Below are 20,592 nucleotides of genomic sequence, written 5' to 3' on the forward strand. Positions count from 1 at the left end.
ATTGAAATCACAATGGGATTGAAATGAAATTGACACGAAGAAATGTTTTGGGCAAACTGAAAATATGAAAAAAAGTGAAATTCCTATTCTATTGAGTCATCTCGAACAGTTGTATCCGGATGCAAGCTGCGAACTGGTCCACCGCAACGCATTTGAACTATTGATTGCGGTAATCCTGTCCGCTCAATGTACTGACAAGTTGGTAAATCAAGTAACCCCTGGTTTGTTTGCCAAATATCCGAAACCGGAAGATTTTTTAAGTTTGTCGCAGGAGGAGTTAGAGAACGAAATTCGTAAAATCGGCTTATTCAGGTCGAAAGCAAAGCATATTTTGGAAACTTGCCAAATTCTTGTCAGCGAGCATAACGGAGAAGTGCCAAACGATTATGATGCATTGGTGAATTTGCCGGGGGTTGGCAGGAAAACGGCCAATGTTGTAATGAGTAACGCATTCGGTGTTCCCGCAATTGCGGTTGATACCCATGTGAATCGGCTGTCCCACAGGCTGGGATTGACAAAAGCAAACAATGTGTTGGGGACAGAACGGGATTTGATGAGAAAATTGCCAAAGGAAAAGTGGACATTTGCTCATCATGCGTTGATTTTGCATGGCAGACGGGTTTGTTTTGCCCGTAGTCCGAAATGCGAAATTTGTCCTATGCAAGAGATTTGCGCTTATTTTAAAGCAGAACAAAAGAACGCGGAAAAGACACGGTCAGGCAGGCGCTAACGGTTTTCTGAATACAGCCAGATATTGGTGCGGATGCAGATGAAACGGGAGGGAGTCATCAGCCGCCTGTCCGATGAGTCTGGCTAACTGAAACTGAGCAGCCATGAATCGGTGAACAAGCCGAAATCCGTTCGGAACAATTTTGCCGTTTCGGCGGCTGTCGCTGGCAACAAACATGCAGTTTCCGCCCGGCTGCAATACACGCATGATGTGGTACAAAAGATTCGACTGCTGAATCGTATCATCTGAAAGAAATTCCGATGGGTCAAACAGAATCAGATGAAAACAGTGATCAGGAACCCGCGTAAGAAAAGATTCCAATCCTGTGCGGGATGCATACGTTTCTGGATGGCGAAGCGCCTGTTTGGCAATTCTCAGAATAGACGGGGAGGCGTGCAATCCGTTTAACAGAACGGTATCAAATGGTTGAGAGTACCGTTCCAACACATAGCGCGCAATGGAATGATGGTGATTTGCCGTTTGGTGTCGATCGGCGACGAGCAACATAGGATCCAACTCCTTATCGTTTGAAAGTCAAAGTTGTTGAAATCTTGTTGTAGGTTGATTGTAAAAAAACAGAAGACGTTTGTCAAGAACGTACGTTCGTATTTTAGGGGGTCTTACGATGAAAGTGATGTTTATTGAAATCGGAATGGGGATTGACCTGCATGGACAGGACATTACCGTGGCGTCTATGAGGGCGGTGCGGAATGCGATTCAGCACAATTCGATGCCAGGTCTTCGCTCTTTATTGCCAGGGCAAGATCTGAACAATATGCGGGTAAGAGTAAAGCTCGGGGTTCCCGCTGACCTTGACAAAATTGACCTGGAGCAGGTGAAATCGGTATTTCCGTACGGACAGGTAACTATCGAAGCGGTTGCCGGCGGGCTGTTGTGTTCCAGCGGTGTGGTACTGGCCGATAAAGGGGATAAGAACGACCTGGTTTACATTGTGAACGCGGCTGTTGAGGTCGGTTACGAAGAGGATGGAACCGAATGAACCTAAAAGGCCGGGTGGCATTGATAACAGGAGCATCTAGCGGAATTGGGTGGCAGACAGCTCTGGCGTTTGCCGAAAAAGGGGCACGCCTGGCTGTCACAGCTCGATCTGCAGACAAACTGCATGAGCTGGCTGATCTAATTAGAAAGAAAGGCGGCGAATGTTTCGTTGCGCCCGCGGATGTAACCGATGCGGATTCTGTTCGGCAAGCGGCCGAACTTGTAGGGAATCACTATGCCCGAATCGATATTTTGGTCAACAATGCCGGATTCGGCGTATTCAAACCGGTTCTTGAAATGGACATGCAGACTGTCGAAGAGATGATGAATGTAAATTATTTCGGCATGGTTCGTTTTATCCAAGCCGTTGTTCCGATTATGATTAGGCAAAATTTTGGCCATGTCGTAAATGTTGCTTCATTGGCCGGATTTATGGCCGCCCCGACTCATGGTGCCTATGCCGCAACAAAATTTGCCGTGATCGGGCTGTCCGAGGCGCTGCGAGAGGAAGTCCGCCCGCAAGGGATTCTGGTATCAACCGTAAACCCCGGTCCGATTGACACTCCTTTTTTTGAAAGGGCGGATCTGAACCATATCCCGCCTATTGCCAGGCGGTTTATGTTAAAACCGGACAAAGTGGCCCAGTCGATTGTTCGGGCGATCGAACAGGAGATTCCGCAGGTTGTGATCCCAGGCGGAATGGTGCCTGTCATAAAAATCAAAGCATTGATGCCAAACCTGTTCGCGCGGGGGACTGGCAAACTATATCGGCGAAAACCATAAAGAAACCTGGCTTCGCCAAGCCGCTGGCGTAGGCGAGCCAAAGTTACACCCGACAAAGTGACAGGCACCCGATCGGATCCATTGCCCTTATGTCGAGAGGATTACATATAGAAAATCCTGTCGACTAAAGGGAGCAGGGGTCCTCCATCTGAGGGAGGACCATTTGCCGACAGTCCGCTGATTTACGGCGACAGATGGTTAGAAAGCGGCCCATTTTTCAGAGCTTTCTCAAGAAAAAAATACTGCCGGGGACTGGAATCATAAATATCCTTTAAAATAAACGGGATCGCATCCGGGGAATTCCCGTGTTTTTCGAACGCTGTGGCGGTTTGATCTTTACATTCAAACTCATATCCGTTCCATTCCACCCCGTTTTCCAGTTCAGCGTAGGGAAACTTACGAATCACCCGCAGCAGAAAATTATGATCTGCATCAGAGCAAAACAGGCTAATATTCAGTTTTTCGTCCACCATAAGCACTCCACGCGGATGAAAATAAAAATCATCCGGCTCTTCAACAAAAATGGAATAGACGGTTCGCAGCGGAACCGATTTTGCATCTTTCATCTGGTTTTTTCTCCTAATCCTTAATTTGACTTCACGTGCACCTATTGGTAGAATGTCTAATGAAAGGCCTATTTTTAATGTACCTGTAGGAGGTTTCCCATGCAAGGAAAAGTAAAGTGGTTCAACGCAGAAAAAGGTTACGGTTTCATCGAGCGTGAAGACGGTGGCGATGTATTTGTACACTTCTCCGCAATCCAGACAGACGGGTTTAAAACACTCGAAGAAGGACAAACGGTTTCATTTGACATTGTGGAAGGCAACCGCGGACCGCAAGCTGCAAATGTTGTTAAAATGTAAAGTCCGCTTTGAGATAGCTCCGGTCGCTCCGAATCAAGCGATTCGGAGTTTTTTTGTTGCGAAAAAAACCAGAAAAGGCTGTAAGGCAGACCAGAACCGGTCATAAACGGCGGATTAAGCCAGTTATCGGACAGATTGAAGGATTATACCGTTTTCTTGCGGTCGAAGGTTGATGAAGAATAAGGTAGAATGGCGGGGAGAGGTGAAACCTGAATGGGGAAAAAACTGATACGCAGCCTTATCCTGGCCGCCATCATTGCAGGTGCGATCGTTCTGGGTGTAGGATGCGCCGTGGCACTGCCGACGCTCGATCCATCGAAACTGGAAGCACCAGCAACGGTAACCAAAATTTATGGTATCAATGAAAACGAAAAACCGATAGAACTAAGTGCGAAACAGGCGGAGCCGGTTCCCTATAAACAGATTCCTGAATATCTGAAGCAAGCAATCATAGCTACGGAAGACCGTGAATTCTATCAACATAGTGGCGTTAATTTCAAGTCGATGGCACGTGCGCTTTTTCGTGACATTCTGGCTGGCGGCGCTGTGGAAGGCGGCAGTACGATTACGCAGCAGTTGGCGAAAAATACGTATCTTAACCAGGATAAAACGATTGTTCGCAAATTGAAAGAAATTGCATTGGCCGCTCAGATTGAACGGCAATATACAAAAGATGACATTCTGGAAATGTATTTGAATAAGGTGAATTTTCACCCTTCAGCCGTCGGGGTAGAGTTGGCGGCGAAAATATATTTCGGGAAGTCGGCGAAAGATCTGAATTTGGCGGAAGCCGCTTTTTTGGCCGGATTGCCGCAGGCTCCGAGTTATTATTATGACAATCTGGACGAAGCGCTTAAACGCCGTAAAATCGTCCTGCAAAATATGGTCGATCAGGGATATATCACGCAGCAGCAGGCGGATGATGCGGCGAAACAGCCGGTAACCAAGGATTATTTGAAGCGTGATCCGAGTAACTTCCAATTCCCTCATTATGTGGAGTACGTTTTGCAGGAAGCGGAGCAGAAATACCAGATTCCGCGGGAACAAATTTTGCGTGGTGGGTTAAACATCTATACCAATTTGGACTTTAACGCGCAACGGCAGTTGGAGAAGCAGTTTAGCAACCCATCCAATTTTCCGCCAAATGCGAAGGATGGAACACAAGTCCAAAGCGCGATGGTGATCGTCGACCCGAAAACAGGCGGAATTCGCGCGATGGTCGGTGGACGTGATACCACTTCTTTTATGAACTTCAATCGGGCGTTTCAGATGCGTCGACAGCCTGGTTCATCCTTTAAACCACTGGTGGTGTACGGCCCTGCTGTTGAAACAGGCCGATATGGCCCTAACTCGGTTTTGGTCGATAAACCGGGAACTACGTTCCCTGGCAACCCTCCTTATACGCCGAGGGACTGGGACAATCATAAGCAAATTCCCCGTGGCGATACGGTTACGATGCGGGAAGCTGTCAAATGGTCGTTCAACATTCCAGCCGTCTGGCTGTTAAACGAAATTGGAATCGATACGGGTAAACAGATGGCGGAAAAGGCCGGAATTCCATTCGACAAAAGCGATACCGGATTGGGAATTGCACTTGGCGGATTGAATGTGGGGGTGTCGCCGCTGCAAATGGCCGATGCCTATCAACCGTTTGACAATGGCGGCAAACGAATTGAGGCGTACGCGATTCGTCAGATCAAAACTTCGAAAGGCGATAGTCTGGCGCAGGCAAACCCACGTTCCGTGCAAGTCATGAAGGACAGTACGGCGGCCACATTGACCTCCTTAATGCAGTCGGTCGTTCAATCAGGGACGGGGTCGCTGGCCCAAATTTCCGGACGTCAGATTGCGGGGAAAACGGGAACTACCGAATACAGTGACCAAATCGCCGGTTCGAACCGGGATGCTTGGTTTGTCGGATATTCACCGGAACTGGTAGCCGCTGTCTGGATGGGATTTGATAATTCAAATGGCTATTATTTGCAGGATTCCGGTTCGATTACATCGAGCGGTTACCCGGCAAGACTGTTTAGCAGAGTGATGACAGATGTTTTAAAATCCTATCCGTCGGGCAGTTTCGCAACGGCACCTGCGGAAGAGCCGCCAAAACCGGATAAGAAGGAGATTAGTTTAACCGGTGCGTGGAACGGGAAGACCGTCATGTTGAGCTGGACTGCTTTACAAGGGGATATCCAATATTACGTGTTCCGGACGGAAGGTTCGCAACAAACGGAAGGCGCACTTCCAATTTTCAAAGGCAATGTCACAACGTTTGTGGATACGGATGTACAACCGGGCAAAACTTATTCTTATGCGATTAGCGCGATTAACTTGAAAGACAACAAACAGGCTGGCGAATCAAATGCCTTAACAATCAAGACAGCGAATGATCCGGATAAATCAAATGACAAAAACGGCGTTCCACCGAAAGACACGGGCAAACCGTCAAAACAGGAGCCTGGAAACGGTAAGACAGATCCTAAAAACGGCAAAAATAGCCCGGGCGGCAGTTCATCGGACAATAATCCAGCAGGAAACGGCACGCCGGGGACGGGCCAGACGCCTTCCGTTCCGCCAGGTCAAACGAATTCGGATCCCGGTGGTAACACCACCGGAACTGATAATGGAGGAAACGGTTCCATCTTGTTCACTCCCACACCATCCTCCGGCGGTCTGCTGCCAACAACGCCGTCCAATTAAAGAAACCAAAGCCCCCGGCCTTGCAGGAGGGGGTCTTTTGGCTTAGACGGTTTCAAATAAGTATGTTATAGTTAGTTGAAATTATTGTCAGAGTTTGTCAGCAGTAGGAGGTTGTGCACATGTCTTTTGATAAAGCTAAGATTGAACAAGCTGTACGGATGATTCTGGAAGCAGTTGGTGAAGATCCCGATCGGGAAGGATTACGGGGCACGCCGGATCGCGTCGCCCGTATGTACGAAGAAATATTTGCTGGTTTACATAAGGACCCGTCTGCAGAGTTAAGTGCGATATTTAACGAATTGCATGAGGAAGTTGTACTGGTGAAGGATATACCGTTTTACTCGATGTGCGAACATCATTTGGTTCCTTTCTTTGGAAAAGCGCATGTCGCTTATCTGCCGAGTAACGGACGTGTAACGGGACTCAGCAAATTAGCCCGTCTGGTCGAAGCGGTGGCTAGAAAACCACAGCTGCAGGAGCGAATCACATCCACCATTGCGGATGTTTTATTTGAAAAAGTGGAAGCGCTCGGCGTAATTGTCATGGTAGAAGCGGAACATATGTGCATGTCGATGCGGGGAGTCAACAAACCTGGCAGCCGGACCATCACCACGGCAGTACGGGGGATTTATGCGGAAAATAAGGATGCTCGACAGGAAACAATGGCTTTGATGTGTCAATCTTCATTGTCCAATTAATGCCCGCTTGCCTGATAAACGTCCTTTTTTGCAAAGGACGTTTTTTCAACAGCATTTATAAAAGACGAACCGGTTGAAAATTGAGGTAATCGCAAGCTGTGAGATAAAAGCGGATGCCGAAATGTTCTCCTTGCAGCGCATTTCGATGGCCTTCCCCGTGCAGGTGCCCATATACGCAAACGGACACGTCATATTTTTGCATCACCTCAATAAAACCGGAGGGCTCATGTTTCTCATTGGTGGGTGGATAATGCAGCATTACCCATCGTTCTTTCGCCCGTTTGTCTGCCTGATCCAGTGACAGCTTGAGACGCCCGACTTCCCGCTCGTAAATCTGTTGATCGTGTTCGCTGAAATCGTAACTTCCCGGACAATTCCAGCCACGCGTTCCACACACCGCAATATCGCCGATTTGGATTGAATCATTTTGCAGCGCATACATCGAATCTGGCAACAGGCGACGGACTTTTGAAACGGTTGACCACCAGTAGTCATGATTTCCCCGGATCAAAATTTTCTTGCCGGGCAAATTCGCCAAGAACTGAAGATCAGGCTTCGCTTCCTCTAAATGCAAAGCCCAAGAGATATCACCAGGGATTAATATCCAGTCATCACGGGAAATGACACGTATCCAGTTCGATTCAATTTTGACCGGGTGATCGGCCCACTGTTCACCAAATATATCCATAGGTTTCTGCACCGCGAAGGAAAGATGCGGATCGCCTATCGCAAAGATTCGCAAATGAACACATCCTTTCTGTCTCCAAATTGTACCTGAATTCAAATTTGGATGAAACATGAGGTTTTGTTATGACGAATGAAGAACTGCAACAACTTGTCGAACAATTGTCAGACCGGTTTTTTGGAAAGCCTTTTTTACACCGGGCTTTATTTAACTCTCGCCTGCAGACAACGGGCGGACGCTACCTGCTGGGCAGTCACAACATCGAAATCAACCCGCGTCCTTTGGAGCTTTATGGGATGGAAGAATTAATTGGAATTGTGAAACATGAACTCTGTCATTACCATCTTCATTTAAGCCGAGCGGGATACAGGCATAAAGACGCCGATTTTAAAAAGCTGCTTCAGCAGGTAGGCGGGCACCGCTATTGCAAGGACATGGGCGCTCGGCGAACTGTGAAAGTACGCTATGAATACATTTGTACCGCTTGCGGTCAGAAATTCGAACGCAAACGAAAATTAAACACGAGAAAATATTGCTGCGGAGTATGCCGCGGTTCATTTAAATTGATTTCGCAACGGCGCCTTTCCTAGAAGGATTTATGCGCTGTGAAGTCGAAGAAAAAATGGCAGTCGGGGTTTGGGATTGGATGGAGGGTTGTCATTTGCAGGATGTGATCAGTTTACACCGATACAGCCTGGAGGGGGCATTGAAACGGATTTTTTATTTGCGTCGTAGTAGTCTGTCAATAGAGGAACTGGAAACGATTTTGATGGACGAATATTCCTTTCGTGAAAGCCGATCGAAAGAATCTCTGCGAATTCGTTTGCAGAAATCATTGCAAGCCCAACACGGGCCGTTTGTGTCTGATGGAGATCGGTGGAGGCTGCGGGAAGTGGACGCGGATGCGCTGCACCAGGAGATTTATGATCTTTTCCAGCAGTCAAAACAACCGATGAAGCAAGGGGAACTGCTCCGGATGCTTCAGCAGCGAATGAACCGAAGCAAAGGAGAATTGATGTCGAAGGTCGATCTGCAAAGAGATTGGCGGTTTGCCCGGCTGGAAGAAGGGGAATGGGTATTGACCGAATGGGATCTGGACACTGTTGATGTCCCCAAAAAGGGTAAGGAGGAAACCAAAGTGAGTCAAACAAATGATATAGTGGAGCTGGTAACCCACGAGTTGGAAGGTTATCTTGATCAGTTGGCGCAAAGAGAACAGGAGATTCCACAGGAAGTTATCCGAATGTTTGATTTGGAGGATCTCTCGTCAATTGAACGTTTGATGCAGGAGAAAAGACGTATTTCCTCGTTTGCTTCCGATCTGCGTGAAATGATTGCAAAATGGAGTCGGCAAACCGATTCGGTTAACGTCTAATGCGTACTTTTTCGGACGGTCTTGAGCAGCGGTTTGAGCGCCTGAAGATTGTGGTCCGAAAGTGGGAAAACCGAATGGAATCGATGCCTCGTCAAATGTTGGAACTATTTGACCAAGAAGATCTTTCAGGCATCGAATCGCTGCTGATTGCAAAAAAACAGCTTCGGGAGCAAACGGAACGTCTGAGACAGTTTATTCAAAAATGGGAAAGCCCCAACAACAACATGTTGGGAGTGATGGAAACGGATGATGAGAACGTACGAAGCTTTTTTTAACCAACTGAAAAGTGTTGGCATACAGCTGAATGAATTGCAAAAACAGGCGGTCACCCATCAGGGTGGACCGCTTGTTGTATTTGCTGGACCGGGCAGCGGCAAAACGACCGTTTTAACCTGCCGGGCGTCTTATCTGATGCAGGTTGTCCAGATTGAACCACGCCATTTGTTAATTGTGACGTTTACGAAGGCGGCAGCCCGGGAAATGTCTGATCGATTGGCTTCTCTCCCCGGTATGGATGCGATACGGGCGCAATCCGCACGAATTGGAACTTTTCATTCGGTATTTCTCCGGATTCTGTTGCAAGTCATGGGCAGTGTTCCGAAGTTACTTGAAGACCGGGAACAGAGGCAGGTGCTCCGTCAATTATTGTTGGCTGCCGGGAAGGAAGGCAGTCCGGAGGAAACAGCCGAACTGACCGCTAAAATAGGCTTGTGTAAAAACAAGTTGATCATGCCACAGCAGATTCGTGCCAAAAAACAGGAGAACATTGAATTCAAAAAGATTTTTGAGCAGTATGAGGAATGGAAACAGGAGCATCACCGATGGGACTATGATGACATTCAAGTCGCCTGTTACCGCTTGTTGGCAGAGCGGCCGGACGTACGCAACGAGTATGCGGGGCGCTACCGGCATATTTTGGTCGATGAGTTTCAGGACACGAATCTGGTTCAATACGCGATCTTAAAAATGCTGTCAACAAAAGCCGAACTGACTCTTGTCGGGGATGATGATCAATCGATTTACCGCTTCCGGGGAGCCGAAGTGGACTACCTTCTGTCTTTTGAGCAGCAGCATCGGGCGACGAAAATCGTCCTGGCGACCAATTATCGATCTGCGGAACCGATTATTGCGACAGCGAAAGCGTCTATCAATCATAATCAAAAGCGGGAACCGAAACATTATACGGGGATCAATCGGTCGGGTGAACGTCCGCTTTTAATCACGCCATCGGATGAACATCGGGAAGCGGTTGAAATTGCCAAGCGGATTGACAGAATGTTGCAAAATGGCGATTCCTCACGCAATATAGCGGTGCTGTATCGAACCAATTTGCAGGGACAGGCTGTCGTCGAACAGTTGGCGCTTCGTTCAATTCCGTTTTCCTTGCAGGAATCGGAAGACCAGTTTTACCGTCGCTGGCAGGTGCACGATCTGGTCTGTTATTTTAAACTGGCTTGCAACCTGTCCGACTGGGATTCTTTCAAGCAGATCGTGAACCGTCCCAATCGGTTTATCAATGAAACCGGACTTCAGACATGGCTTGTTTCGCCAACACAAAACACGGATTTGGCGCAGTTGTCAAAATCGCCGCTGGTTCCCCGCCAACCACGTCACAAGTTGCAGGAACTAACGTGGGATTTGAAGAAAATAACAGGGATGTCGCCGCAGGAGGCACTCCGTTTTGTTCGCAAAAAGATCGGGTATGACCGCTATCTGGAAAGCTTTGTGGCACAGACCGGACAAAATAGGCAAACCGTTTTCGAACCGGTTGAACTGTTGGAACAAATTGTGCGTCCGTTTGGCAGTGTAGCTGATTTTTTAGCCCATGTGGAGAAGCTGAGAAGTGCGATTGATCAGGCGGGAGGAACGGACAATGGTGTCCAGTTTATGACATTCCATAGAGCTAAAGGGTTGGAATTCAAAACCGTTTTCCTGGTGGGGGTGGTGAATGGGATTGTGCCGCATAACAAATCATTGTCAGCGAAACACGGGATGGAAGCGTTGGAGGAAGAACGGCGGCTGTTTTATGTCGGATTGACAAGAGCGAAAGACCGGTTGATTCTGTCGGCGCCCAAACAGTATCGGGGAGAAAAAGTAAAACAAAGTCCGTTTCTTAAAGAAATTGCGGACACTATCCGATTGGCTGAAGTTGGTCCTTGACGATAAGCGGATTTTCGTGTTATTCTACACGTTGTTCCCATTCCTCGATAGCTCAGTGGTAGAGCATCCGGCTGTTAACCGGAGGGTCGTAGGTTCGAGCCCTACTCGAGGAGCCACACGCCAGCGTAGCTCAGCAGGTAGAGCAACTGACTTGTAATCAGTAGGTCGCGGGTTCGATTCCTGTCGCTGGCTCCATATGGGGAGGGATACCGAAGTGGTCAAACGGGGCGGACTGTAAATCCGTTGGCTTCGCCTTCGAAGGTTCGAATCCTTCTCCCTCCACCACTTATTTGCTGGCTTAGCGTATTCACTTTTCCGGGGTTCCCACCAAGTGACGCACAGGACGTGCTAATGCAGGCGTTGCAACAGGACGTTGCATTTGTAGCCTGCGAAACTTTGCAATAGCAACGCTTCTCTTCACTTGGTGGGATTATCCAGGGGCATAGTTCAGTTGGTAGAACGGCGGTCTCCAAAACCGCATGTCGTGGGTTCGAATCCTGCTGCCCCTGCCAATTTGGTTTTTATGGGAAACTCTGTATAAACAGCCGAATAAAAACGTTAAGGAAACTCCGTTTAAACCGATCACGTCCATGTGATCAACGCGGTAAATAAGTTAAGGAAACTCCGCTAAAACCGATCACGTCCATGTGATCAACGCGGAGTAAAACATCCTTGTTTTATGGTGGGTGTGGCGAAGTGGCTAACGCATCGGATTGTGGCTCCGACATTCGTGGGTTCGATTCCCATCACTCACCCCAATAAGTTACATCTCAGAGGACGGGATGAGAAGACACATTTTGATATGCGGATGTGGCGGAATTGGCAGACGCACTGGATTTAGGTTCCAGCGGGCAACCGTGGAGGTTCGAGTCCTCTCATCCGCACCAATTTCCTCCCGAACAAACTAAACACAGGAGCAGTGAACTCGCTTCTGTGTTTTTTGCCGTATCTATGTTATGATAGTCGAAAGGATCATTTCTTCCGATAAAAGGGCGTGGTCAGCATGAGCGCAACGATTTATGACGTAGCGAGAGAAGCAGGTGTCTCGATGGCAACCGTTTCACGTGTATTGAATGGGACAGCGGTTGTTAAAGATGAAACTAAAAAAAAGGTACTTGACGCCATACAAACGCTTGGATACCGACCGAATGCGGTGGCCCGCGGACTGGCAAGCAAGAAAACAAAAACAATCGGAATTATTGTACCTGATGTGTCGGCTCCATTTGTGGCGGAAATGGTTCGTGGCATGGAAGATATCGCCACTATGTACAATTATCAGATCATCTTGAGCAATTCGGATGCACAGGCAGACCGGGAAATTGATCTCATCGGTACGATGTGGGAAAAACAGGTAGATGGCGTGTTGTTTATGGGCAGTCAGGTAACAGAGGAGTTGCTGCAGGCATTCGAGCAAGCGCAGTTACCGGTTGTACTCTGTTCGACGATTGATCCGGAAGGACGCATTCCTTCTGTTAACATTGACAATCGGCAGGCTGCTTTCGACGCTACCCGTTTTTTGATTGAAAAAGGTTGCAAAAGAATTTTATTTCTTAGCGGAAGCTCGGATCATGCGGTGGTCGGCACCCCTCGTCAGGAAGGGTATCAAAAAGCGTTGAAGCAAGCCGGGTTGCCACCACAAATTCTGGAATGTCCAAGTCTCCGTTATGAGGATGGCCTGAAAATGCTCAGGGAATCATTTCACCAAATCGTCGTGCCCGATGGCGTCATAGCGGTGAGCGACGAACTGGGTGTGGCTGCCATCCATGCCTGTTTGGATGCCAAATTGCAGGTGCCCGATCAGGTAAAAGTAATTTCGTTTGACAATACACGCCTGGCTGTCATGGTTCGGCCGGAACTCACAACGATTTCACAACCCATTTATGATATGGGGGCCGTCGCAATGCGATTCATGACCAAACTGATCCACCATGAAAACGTAGAAGAATATTCCTTTCGTTTACCCTACGAAATAACCGTCAGAAAATCTACCTGATTCAGGTCCATCAGTCTCTCTTTCTGTGCGGAGGCGCATTCGCCATCGTAACATCGGTTACAGAAAAGGGATGACAAATGGGCTATACTGAAAATAGGGATCCTATAAAAGGAGGGATTCAAATGCTGGTAGAAAGACTCGGTAAAAATAAAGTTCGAATTTTTATCAGTTACGAAGATTTGGAAGAACGTGGCATTGACCGTGATGAAATATGGCAAAATGGCCGAAAAGTGCAGGAACTTTTTTGGGATATGATGGAACGCGCTTATTTGGAAGTGGGTTTTGAAGTGATGGGACCGATTGCTGTGGAGGCGTTCACCATGCCAACCGAAGGGGTGGCAGTAATCGTAACGCAGGTTCCAGCGATTCCAGAAGAAGCGGACAAGTCGAAAGATGAGGCGGATGAGGATGAAGAACCGGTCATTCTTGTCGATCAGGCGGACGGCGTTCTGTTTGTGTTCGATGATTTTGAAAATGTACTGTCTGCCGCCAAAGCGGTGCATGCTTGGCTGGACATAAGCGCATCCCTATACCATTATAAGGATCGCTACTACCTGTACGTATCTGATGGTCAATTGGAACAGACGGATACCGACTCACTTTGGTCCATTTTCCACGAATACGGAAATTTGGCCGTTACAACCAAAGCTGTGCTGGATGAATACGGAAAACTGATTGTGGCCGATCGCGCCATTGAAACGCTCCTGCAGTATTTCAATTAAACCTACAGCAAAAAAGACGGACTCTCCCGTCTTTTTACTTTTCACCTGGATTGGCTTTGACCTCAGCCGTAGAGATGCTCTTACCGAGCCGTTGTATGCTCTTACCGAAGCCATTGGTACAGTTTCATCAGCATGGCTGCGATCGCCGCCGCCATTAAGGGGCCAACTGGAATCCCTTTCAAGAAAACAATCCCGATGATGGAACCGATCACCAGACCCAGCATCAGTTGGGGCTCCATTTTTAACATGGTCAGGCCCTGCCCGTTTAAATACGTGGCAAAAATACCGCCCAGCAGTGCACAAATGCCGGAAATCGTCAGAAAAGTACCCCATAACTCTTTAGACTGTATTTTCCCGTTGATTAATGGAACCAGGACCGCGATCATCAGAAACAGCAGACCGATCTCCAGACCGCGTCTCTCCAACATCGGGAAATATCGTTGCAGATTGGTAAGTTTTAAAATTAACAATACACTGGCAGCGGTTGCAAGAATACTGGCCCTGCCGATAATGCCGATGACAATCAAAAAAACAAGTATGAGTTCCCCTGTCATCAATCCCACCCCTTAGCCTCCATACAATATATGGACGAGGGATGGGGGTTATGCGGGGGAAATCATTGTCCCTCGACATAGATCGAGGTCATGAAACGGCTCGGATTCGCGACATACATCTCGCTCTCCCGTTGGTTTTGCACAGCGTGCCGCAGTGTATCGCTCCGCAACCCCCGCCGCAACGCTTCTACGGACAGAATGTCATGCGGGGCGATATTGCCGAGGTTCACATTCCCCCCCAGCCGAGCGATTAATTCCTGCTGTTGAGATTTAAGAGGGGCTTCCCAAATAATTAAATCAGGCGATGAAATTTTGTTCAGCAGAAAATCCATATCATTTTCACGTATGTTGCCGTTTGCTTCATAAATTCCTACTGATTTACCTGATTCGCGTCCTTCCATGATGACCTTACAGGCGCCTGCTTCCAAATCTTGCTCAATGATTTCCAATTGTTCCGCAATTGGCAGATGTGTGCCCTCTTCTTTTTTGCCGACTTCGCTCAATACCAAAAACCCTAAATCCCTTGCTTCTTCGATCAGCTGTTTCCGTAATCCTTTTGAAATAGAAAGCGTACCGTCCGATACCTCGATGGCGGAGAATCCGATTTTTTTCGCCTCTTGCATGAATTCTTTCCAACGGTTCTGCATGACAGCCGATTCAAGCAGAGTCCCGCCCGGGTACACATGAATCTGATAATCACGCAGCATGTTGATTTTGTTCAGCAGTAATGACTTTCCGTAGAGTTGGGAAGTTCCAAAGCCGATTTTCAAAAAATCAATATAACCACTTGCGATTTCCGCCAAATCCATCGTTTGCCGTATTCCTAAACCTGTATCGATTAACATGGTCCATCCGCTGATGCGGGGTTTTTCGTTTCGTCCAGGCAGCGGATCGTCAAGGATAAATTCCCAAGGTTTCTGCAACGATACTTCGGCCATTTAAAAATCTCCTTTCATCCAACGTAGATTCCCGGCAGAACCTCCTGAAAGGTATTTCAACCTACTGGGCTTCCATATCGTATGCGGAACACGGACGCAGGTGTTACGCCCGTGCTTTCTTTTTTGCCAATATATTTCGCATCGTTTCGTGCGGGATGGAACCGGGGGTGGGAGCAGGAGGCTTTTTTTCCGAGTCGGGAACCCGAATCAACCACATCGATAAACCGGCTGCCACCAGGGCCAAGCCTGCCACTGAGAAAAACATGACAGCTCTTGAAATTTCCATCAGCCAAGTAAATACGGGTGGTCCAATCGCAACTCCCAAAAAACGAACCGAACCGTAAAACGATGTAACAATCCCGCGTTTTTCCATATTGACGGCGGAGGTAATCAACATATTAAGGCATGGGAGGACGAGACCGGTTCCGATACCGCTTATAACGAGCAGCGCCAGGAGTATATACGTATTTTTGATGATTGCGGCAAGTCCCAGTGGCACTGCCACAAGCAGCATGCCTGTTACAATCAAGCTTTTCATCAAGCCTTTTCGTTTTTTGATTTTGGCGCCGGTAATATAGGAGGTAGAGGACATGGCCAACAGCGGAATCGCCAGAATACCGCCTTTTGGAAGACCGTCGATTTTATATTGTTCTTCCAGAATCTGTGAGAGGTAAAACAATACGCCGAACAAAATAAAAAGAGCACTCGCCCCTGTAAAGTAAGCAGTCATCAGCCACTTCCATTCTTTTTCAAAAATTGATTTTAAAGACGATACGTACTGTTTAATGGATTGGGGTTCACTCTTTTTCTTCGGTTCTTTAATGAAAAACCAAATGGCCAGAGCGGCAGGTATACAAAGCACCGGAAAAGCGAAGAAGGCGGCATACCATACAATAAAAGCGACAAGAACGCCTAGAATAGGGCTTAACACTTTCCCTAAACCGTTTGAAGCCTCGATTAATCCTAGTGCTTGGCTGCGAGCCGCTCCTTTAAAAATGTCACCCGCCAATGCCATCGCAATCGGTGCCGTACCCGCAGCGCCAATTCCTTGCAATACACGACCGGCCATGATTACCCCGAATGGCTTATCCAGAAGCCAAGCGGCAACTCCGGCGATTAACCCTCCCAGTGCATAGAGAATCAAGGAGGGAATGATGACCGTTTTCCGATTGAATCGATCTGACAAAAAACCGGCCAACGGAATGATGATACCGGCAGGGACTGAAAATAGTGTGATCACAAGACTGGCCTGAAATTTGGAGATGTTCAGCTCTTCCTGCATCGTTGTTAAAATCGGAATCAACATGGAGTTTCCTAATACCATAATGAGCGGGACGCTGCCAAGGGCAATCAAAGGCAGCAAAGAAAGTTTCTTTCCGTTCGATGCTGTTTGCTCCATTTGTTTCAGCCCCTTCACGATTGTACTTCTATTCTTTCCGCCTCCTGTTGCAAAATGCAGGCAGTTGTTGTTAAAAACACTTGACGAAAAGACAGGAACAATTGTAAAGTGAATCCAAGAATTGAAAATCGCTCTTATCCAGAGTTGGCTGAGGGACTGGCCCTATGAAGCCCGGCAACCGGAATCGCGCCTCCACAAAGAGTGCGATTTGTGGTGCTAATTCCTGCAGGAATATTTCCTGACAGATAAGAGAGGACGGGTCGATATTTACGGACAAGGGTCTTTCTCTTAATGGGGAAGGCCCTTTGTTGTTTTGTATTTTGCCTAATTCGGAGGGATTTTTCAGATGAACATTGAGACAAAATTGGCGCAAGCAGGCAATCGGCAGGATCCGCTGACAGGTGCGGTCTCGTTGCCGATTCATCACGCTACCACTTTTGCGCATCCGGCATTTGGACAAAGCACAGGTTTTGATTACACTCGAACGCTAAATCCCACCCGAAAAGTACTGGAAGAAACAATTGCCGATCTTGAAAACGGGAAGCGGGGATTCGCTTTTGCATCCGGTATGGCGGCGATTGCCTGTCTGGTGGAACTGTTCGACCCGGGCGATCATCTGATCTCCACAAACGATCTGTATGGCGGCACTTACCGGTTGTTTGAACAGATTTTGCGGCGGAAAGGGATTGAAACAAGCTATGTCGATTCCACCGACCTGTCGCAGGTAAAGGCGGCGGTACAGCCCAACACCAAAGCGATTTTTATCGAGACGCCAACCAATCCCACCATGAAAATCACAGATATTGCAGGATGTGTATCGATTGCTGCCGAACATGGACTGCTTACGATCGTTGACAATACGTTCATGACCCCTTATTTTCAGCGTCCGTTGGATTTGGGAGCCGATATTGTGCTGCACTCGGGAACAAAGTATCTGGGCGGCCATAATGATGTGTTATGCGGTTTGCTGGCGGTAAAAGACGAGAAGCTGGGCGAGCGTCTTTTCTTCCTGCAAAATTCAATTGGCGCCGTTTTGGGCCCACAGGACAGCTGGTTAATGATCCGCGGCATGAAGACGTTGGCTCTCCGCATGGAAAAACATCAGGAAAACGCAGCAAAAGTCGCCGCCTGGCTGGCCACCCACCCGGCTGTTACAACTGTTTATTTTCCAGGGTTGGATGGTGCGCCCGGCAAATCGGTGCATGATCAACAGTGCACAGGGGCCGGCGGCATGCTTTCGTTTGAAGTGGAACATGAGAGCATGATTGAACCGATTTTGGCAAATCTGAAAATGATTACATTTGCGGAAAGTCTGGGCGGCGTCGAATCGTTGATGACGTATCCGGCCAAACAGACCCATTTTGATATTCCCAAAGAGGTGCGGGAAGCTTACGGCGTAACCGACCGACTGCTGCGGTTTTCTGTCGGGATTGAACATGCAGACGATATTATTCATGATCTGGCGCAGGCGCTGCAGGCGGCCAAATCGGAGGTGGCGGCCAAATGAAATTTGAGACGCGAACACTTCATACAGGATTTGAAATCGACAAACAGACGGGCGCCTCCAGCGTACCGATTTTTCAGGCATCGACTTTTCACCAGGAGGATTGGGATGGGCATCAGGAGTTTGATTATGCCCGTTCCGGCAACCCGACCCGACAGGCCTTGGAAAAAATCATTGCGGAGCTGGAAGGAGCCCGTTACGGCTATGCATTCGCTTCCGGCATGGCGGCCATCAGCGGCGTCCTGCTGACGCTCCCGACCGGGTCTCATGTGGTGGCTTGCGAAGACATTTATGGAGGCACGTTCCGGGCGCTGACACGCGTATTTTCCCGATTGGGCATTGAGACGACGTTTGTGGATGCCAGTCGAATCGAACAAATGGAAGCGGCTATACGACCGGATACCAAACTTCTGATGCTTGAAACACCGTCGAATCCGACCTTGAAGATTATCGATCTGAAGAAGGCGGCCGATCTTGCCAAACAAAAAGGGATTGTTACCGTAGTCGACAATACGTTCATGTCTCCCTACTTACAGCGGCCGCATGAATTGGGCATCGACGTAGTGGTTCATTCCGGAACCAAGTTTTTGGGCGGCCATTCGGATGTCGTGGCAGGTCTTGTAACGGTTAACGATCCGGCTTTGGCAAAAGAAATTTATCTCATTCAAAACGGTTTTGGGGGGATTCTGGGTCCGCAGGATTGTTGGCTATTGATGCGGGGAATCAAGACTCTGGCTGTTCGTATGAAAGAAAGTCAACAGTCTGCTACGGAGATTGCCTGTTATTTGGCGAAACATCCGCGTATCCGACAGGTGTATTATCCGGGACTGGAAGATCATCCGGACAGAGAGATTCATTTTCAACAGGCGAAAGGGCCTGGCGCGGTACTGTCGTTTGATCTGGGAAATGCGGAAAAAGTGAAAACTTTTGTGGAGCATGTGCAATTGCCGCTATTTGCTGTCAGTCTCGGTGCGGTGGAAAGCATTTTGTCCTATCCGGTACGGATGTCGCATGCCTCAATGCCTCCGCAAGAACGAAAAAAACGGGGAATCAGCGATGGGCTGCTCCGTTTGTCTGTTGGTTTGGAGGATGTAAATGATTTGTTGAAGGATATTGAGCAGGCATTGGAGAAAATATAAATGAAAAAGAGAAACGAATGATCGATTAAAGAACGGGGTGTAGGGATGATCAACCAAGCGGATATCAATCAATCCACCGAAACATTGAATGTATTGAAACAGACGCAGATGGTCATAAAAGAAGCTCTGCAAAAATTAGGATATGGAGAAGATATGTTCGAACTGCTGAAAGAGCCGGTTCGGATGCTGACCGTTCGAATTCCCGTCCGAATGGATGATGGGAGCACCCGTGTATTTACTGGTTACCGGGCTCAGCACAATGATGCGGTCGGACCTACGAAAGGAGGCATCCGCTTCCATCCGGACGTTACAGAAGATGAAGTGAAGGCGCTTGCCATCTGGATGACCTTAAAGTGCGGTATTGCACAACTCCCTTACGGTGGGGCAAAGGGCGGCATTATTTGCGACCCGCGTGAAATGTCGTTCCGTGAATTGGAGCGATTGAGCCGTGGCTATGTTCACGCCATCTCACAAATCGTCGGCCCGAATAAGGATATTCCAGCGCCGGATGTGTATACGAATTCACAAATCATGGCATGGATGATGGATGAGTACTCCCGAATTCGGGAATTTGATTCGCCCGGTTTCATTACAGGAAAACCGCTGGTGTTGGGGGGATCGCTGGGACGCGACCGGTCTACTGCCAGAGGGGTGACGATTGCCATCCAGGAGGCTGCCAAAGTGGCAGGTATCGACCTGAAAGGCGCCAGGGTTGTGGTACAGGGGTTTGGCAATGCAGGGGGGTATCTGGCCAAATTTATGCATGACGCGGGTGCCGTTGTAATCGGTGTTTCGGATGCGTATGGCGGATTGTATGACCCGAAAGGTCTGGATATCGATTATTTGCTCGACCGGAGAGACTCTTTCGGCACTGTAACCAAACTCTACAAAAATACGATCACGAATCGTGAGTTATTGGAACTGGATTGCGATATTCTGGTCCCTGCCGCGGTTGAGAACCAGATTACGCGGGAAAACGCAGCAAATATAAAAGCCAAAATTATAGTGGAGGCGGCAAATGGCCCCACTACGTTGGAAGCCACAAAAATACTGCATGATCGGGGAGTTCTTCTGGTGCCTGATGTATTGGGCAATGCGGGCGGTGTCATCGTATCCTACTTTGAATGGGTGCAAAATAATCAGGGATTGTATTGGGCAGAAGAAGAGGTGGATAACAAACTAAGGGAAATCCTGGTTCGATCATTCCGCACCGTTTATGAAACCGCGCAATCCCGCCGAATTGACATGCGGTTGGCTGCTTATATGGTGGGGGTCAGACGTACGGCAGAGGCTTGTAAACTGCGCGGCTGGCTGTAATTACCAAGTGTAAACACAATCCGGTTCTCTCGG

21 protein-coding genes, 6 tRNA genes and 1 riboswitch are annotated in these 20,592 nt (G+C 48.3%); of the genes, 21 read left to right on the forward strand and 6 right to left on the reverse strand.

The genetic code is table 11. The annotated features are described in order from the left end of the window. Positions 1 to 64: 64 nt before the first annotated feature. The gene (gene nth, locus skT53_RS01585) at positions 65 to 730 is read left to right on the forward strand and encodes an endonuclease III (RefSeq protein WP_200759471.1); all 666 of its coding nucleotides are present in this window, start codon (positions 65 to 67) and stop codon (positions 728 to 730) included. Here nth and skT53_RS01590 read toward each other — a convergent pair. Then, positions 716 to 1,237, reverse strand: coding sequence for a hypothetical protein (locus tag skT53_RS01590; RefSeq protein ID WP_200759472.1), 522 nt, complete (start codon positions 1,235 to 1,237; stop codon positions 716 to 718). The two genes, nth and skT53_RS01590, sit on opposite strands and share 15 nt — an antisense overlap. 118 nt (positions 1,238 to 1,355) lie before the next feature. Between skT53_RS01590 and skT53_RS01595 the strand changes: the two genes are divergently transcribed. Both skT53_RS01595 and skT53_RS01600 read left to right on the forward strand, forming a co-directional pair. Then, entirely contained in the window at positions 1,356 to 1,730 is a 375-nt protein-coding gene (locus skT53_RS01595; RefSeq protein ID WP_200759473.1) for a Lin0512 family protein, read from the forward strand. Further along, positions 1,727 to 2,512 (forward strand): SDR family NAD(P)-dependent oxidoreductase, encoded by a 786-nt coding sequence (locus tag skT53_RS01600; RefSeq protein WP_200759474.1) that lies wholly within the window; start codon positions 1,727 to 1,729, stop codon positions 2,510 to 2,512. Before skT53_RS01595 ends, skT53_RS01600 begins: the two co-directional genes overlap by 4 nt. A gap of 182 nt (positions 2,513 to 2,694) precedes the next feature. Here the strand turns inward: skT53_RS01600 and skT53_RS01605 are convergent, their stop codons facing one another. Further along, positions 2,695 to 3,078, reverse strand: coding sequence for a hypothetical protein (locus skT53_RS01605; RefSeq protein WP_200759475.1), 384 nt, complete (start codon positions 3,076 to 3,078; stop codon positions 2,695 to 2,697). A 99-nt stretch (positions 3,079 to 3,177) separates the two neighbouring features. Between skT53_RS01605 and skT53_RS01610 the strand changes: the two genes are divergently transcribed. The 3 genes from skT53_RS01610 to folE all read left to right on the forward strand — a co-directional run bounded on the left by skT53_RS01610 (position 3,178) and on the right by folE (position 6,773). Then, positions 3,178 to 3,375 carry a cold shock domain-containing protein gene (locus tag skT53_RS01610; RefSeq protein ID WP_200759476.1) on the forward strand — a complete coding sequence of 66 codons (198 nt, stop codon included), beginning with the start codon at positions 3,178 to 3,180 and terminating at the stop codon, positions 3,373 to 3,375. A gap of 213 nt (positions 3,376 to 3,588) precedes the next feature. After that, positions 3,589 to 6,075, forward strand: a complete 2,487-nt coding sequence (locus tag skT53_RS01615; protein ID WP_200759477.1) for a penicillin-binding protein 1A — start codon at positions 3,589 to 3,591, stop codon at positions 6,073 to 6,075. Between the two features lie 119 nt (positions 6,076 to 6,194). Continuing rightward, complete coding sequence (gene folE, locus skT53_RS01620) at positions 6,195 to 6,773, forward strand: GTP cyclohydrolase I FolE (RefSeq protein WP_200759478.1); 579 nt, start codon at positions 6,195 to 6,197, stop codon at positions 6,771 to 6,773. A 55-nt stretch (positions 6,774 to 6,828) separates the two neighbouring features. Here the strand turns inward: folE and skT53_RS01625 are convergent, their stop codons facing one another. Continuing rightward, positions 6,829 to 7,515 carry a metallophosphoesterase gene (locus skT53_RS01625; protein ID WP_200759479.1) on the reverse strand — a complete coding sequence of 229 codons (687 nt, stop codon included), beginning with the start codon at positions 7,513 to 7,515 and terminating at the stop codon, positions 6,829 to 6,831. A gap of 68 nt (positions 7,516 to 7,583) precedes the next feature. Between skT53_RS01625 and skT53_RS01630 the strand changes: the two genes are divergently transcribed. The 12 genes from skT53_RS01630 (at position 7,584) to skT53_RS01685 (ending at position 13,708) form a co-directional block, all read left to right on the forward strand. After that, complete coding sequence (locus tag skT53_RS01630; protein WP_200759480.1) at positions 7,584 to 8,048, forward strand: SprT family protein; 465 nt, start codon at positions 7,584 to 7,586, stop codon at positions 8,046 to 8,048. Between the two features lie 8 nt (positions 8,049 to 8,056). Further along, positions 8,057 to 8,833 (forward strand): hypothetical protein, encoded by a 777-nt coding sequence (locus tag skT53_RS01635; protein WP_226375305.1) that lies wholly within the window; start codon positions 8,057 to 8,059, stop codon positions 8,831 to 8,833. Then, a complete protein-coding gene (locus skT53_RS01640) occupies positions 8,833 to 9,108 on the forward strand; it encodes a hypothetical protein (protein ID WP_200759482.1) in 276 nt (91 codons plus the stop codon). Before skT53_RS01635 ends, skT53_RS01640 begins: the two co-directional genes overlap by 1 nt. Further along, the gene (locus skT53_RS01645; protein WP_200759483.1) at positions 9,080 to 10,993 is read left to right on the forward strand and encodes an ATP-dependent helicase; all 1,914 of its coding nucleotides are present in this window, start codon (positions 9,080 to 9,082) and stop codon (positions 10,991 to 10,993) included. Before skT53_RS01640 ends, skT53_RS01645 begins: the two co-directional genes overlap by 29 nt. Before the next feature lie 41 nt (positions 10,994 to 11,034). Further along, positions 11,035 to 11,109: transfer RNA gene (locus skT53_RS01650), tRNA-Asn, on the forward strand. Positions 11,110 to 11,112: 3 nt separating this feature from the next. Further along, positions 11,113 to 11,188 (forward strand) — tRNA-Thr (locus tag skT53_RS01655). Between the two features lie 5 nt (positions 11,189 to 11,193). Next, positions 11,194 to 11,278: transfer RNA gene (locus skT53_RS01660), tRNA-Tyr, on the forward strand. Positions 11,279 to 11,429: 151 nt separating this feature from the next. After that, a tRNA-Trp gene (locus skT53_RS01665) sits at positions 11,430 to 11,505 on the forward strand. 170 nt (positions 11,506 to 11,675) lie between these two features. Next, positions 11,676 to 11,751: transfer RNA gene (locus skT53_RS01670), tRNA-His, on the forward strand. 46 nt (positions 11,752 to 11,797) lie between these two features. Then, positions 11,798 to 11,880: transfer RNA gene (locus skT53_RS01675), tRNA-Leu, on the forward strand. 116 nt (positions 11,881 to 11,996) lie between these two features. Beyond that, positions 11,997 to 12,986: a substrate-binding domain-containing protein gene (locus skT53_RS01680; RefSeq protein ID WP_200759484.1), complete on the forward strand. Its 990-nt coding sequence runs from the start codon at positions 11,997 to 11,999 to the stop codon at positions 12,984 to 12,986. A gap of 122 nt (positions 12,987 to 13,108) precedes the next feature. After that, entirely contained in the window at positions 13,109 to 13,708 is a 600-nt protein-coding gene (locus skT53_RS01685) for an adaptor protein MecA (RefSeq protein ID WP_200759485.1), read from the forward strand. Positions 13,709 to 13,809: 101 nt separating this feature from the next. Here the strand turns inward: skT53_RS01685 and skT53_RS01690 are convergent, their stop codons facing one another. From skT53_RS01690 to skT53_RS01700, 3 genes are all read right to left on the reverse strand, one after another. Then, positions 13,810 to 14,265 (reverse strand): DUF441 domain-containing protein, encoded by a 456-nt coding sequence (locus skT53_RS01690; RefSeq protein ID WP_200760828.1) that lies wholly within the window; start codon positions 14,263 to 14,265, stop codon positions 13,810 to 13,812. A gap of 59 nt (positions 14,266 to 14,324) precedes the next feature. Further along, complete coding sequence (locus skT53_RS01695) at positions 14,325 to 15,200, reverse strand: phosphosulfolactate synthase (RefSeq protein WP_200759486.1); 876 nt, start codon at positions 15,198 to 15,200, stop codon at positions 14,325 to 14,327. Positions 15,201 to 15,303: 103 nt separating this feature from the next. Further along, on the reverse strand, positions 15,304 to 16,599 hold the full coding sequence (locus skT53_RS01700; protein WP_200759487.1) for an MFS transporter: 1,296 nt from the start codon (positions 16,597 to 16,599) through the stop codon (positions 15,304 to 15,306). Positions 16,600 to 16,730: 131 nt separating this feature from the next. Further along, positions 16,731 to 16,851, forward strand: a riboswitch (SAM riboswitch). Between the two features lie 94 nt (positions 16,852 to 16,945). Between skT53_RS01700 and skT53_RS01705 the strand changes: the two genes are divergently transcribed. The 3 genes from skT53_RS01705 to skT53_RS01715 are packed head-to-tail and all read left to right on the forward strand — an operon-like array spanning position 16,946 to position 20,559. Then, positions 16,946 to 18,106, forward strand: a complete 1,161-nt coding sequence (locus skT53_RS01705) for a trans-sulfuration enzyme family protein (RefSeq protein ID WP_200759488.1) — start codon at positions 16,946 to 16,948, stop codon at positions 18,104 to 18,106. Beyond that, a complete protein-coding gene (locus skT53_RS01710; protein WP_200759489.1) occupies positions 18,103 to 19,242 on the forward strand; it encodes a trans-sulfuration enzyme family protein in 1,140 nt (379 codons plus the stop codon). Before skT53_RS01705 ends, skT53_RS01710 begins: the two co-directional genes overlap by 4 nt. Positions 19,243 to 19,287: 45 nt before the next feature. Further along, on the forward strand, positions 19,288 to 20,559 hold the full coding sequence (locus skT53_RS01715) for a Glu/Leu/Phe/Val family dehydrogenase (protein ID WP_200759490.1): 1,272 nt from the start codon (positions 19,288 to 19,290) through the stop codon (positions 20,557 to 20,559). Positions 20,560 to 20,592: the final 33 nt, after the last annotated feature.

Source organism: Effusibacillus dendaii (assembly GCF_015097055.1).
GTDB classification, from domain to species: domain Bacteria; phylum Bacillota; class Bacilli; order Tumebacillales; family Effusibacillaceae; genus Effusibacillus; species Effusibacillus dendaii.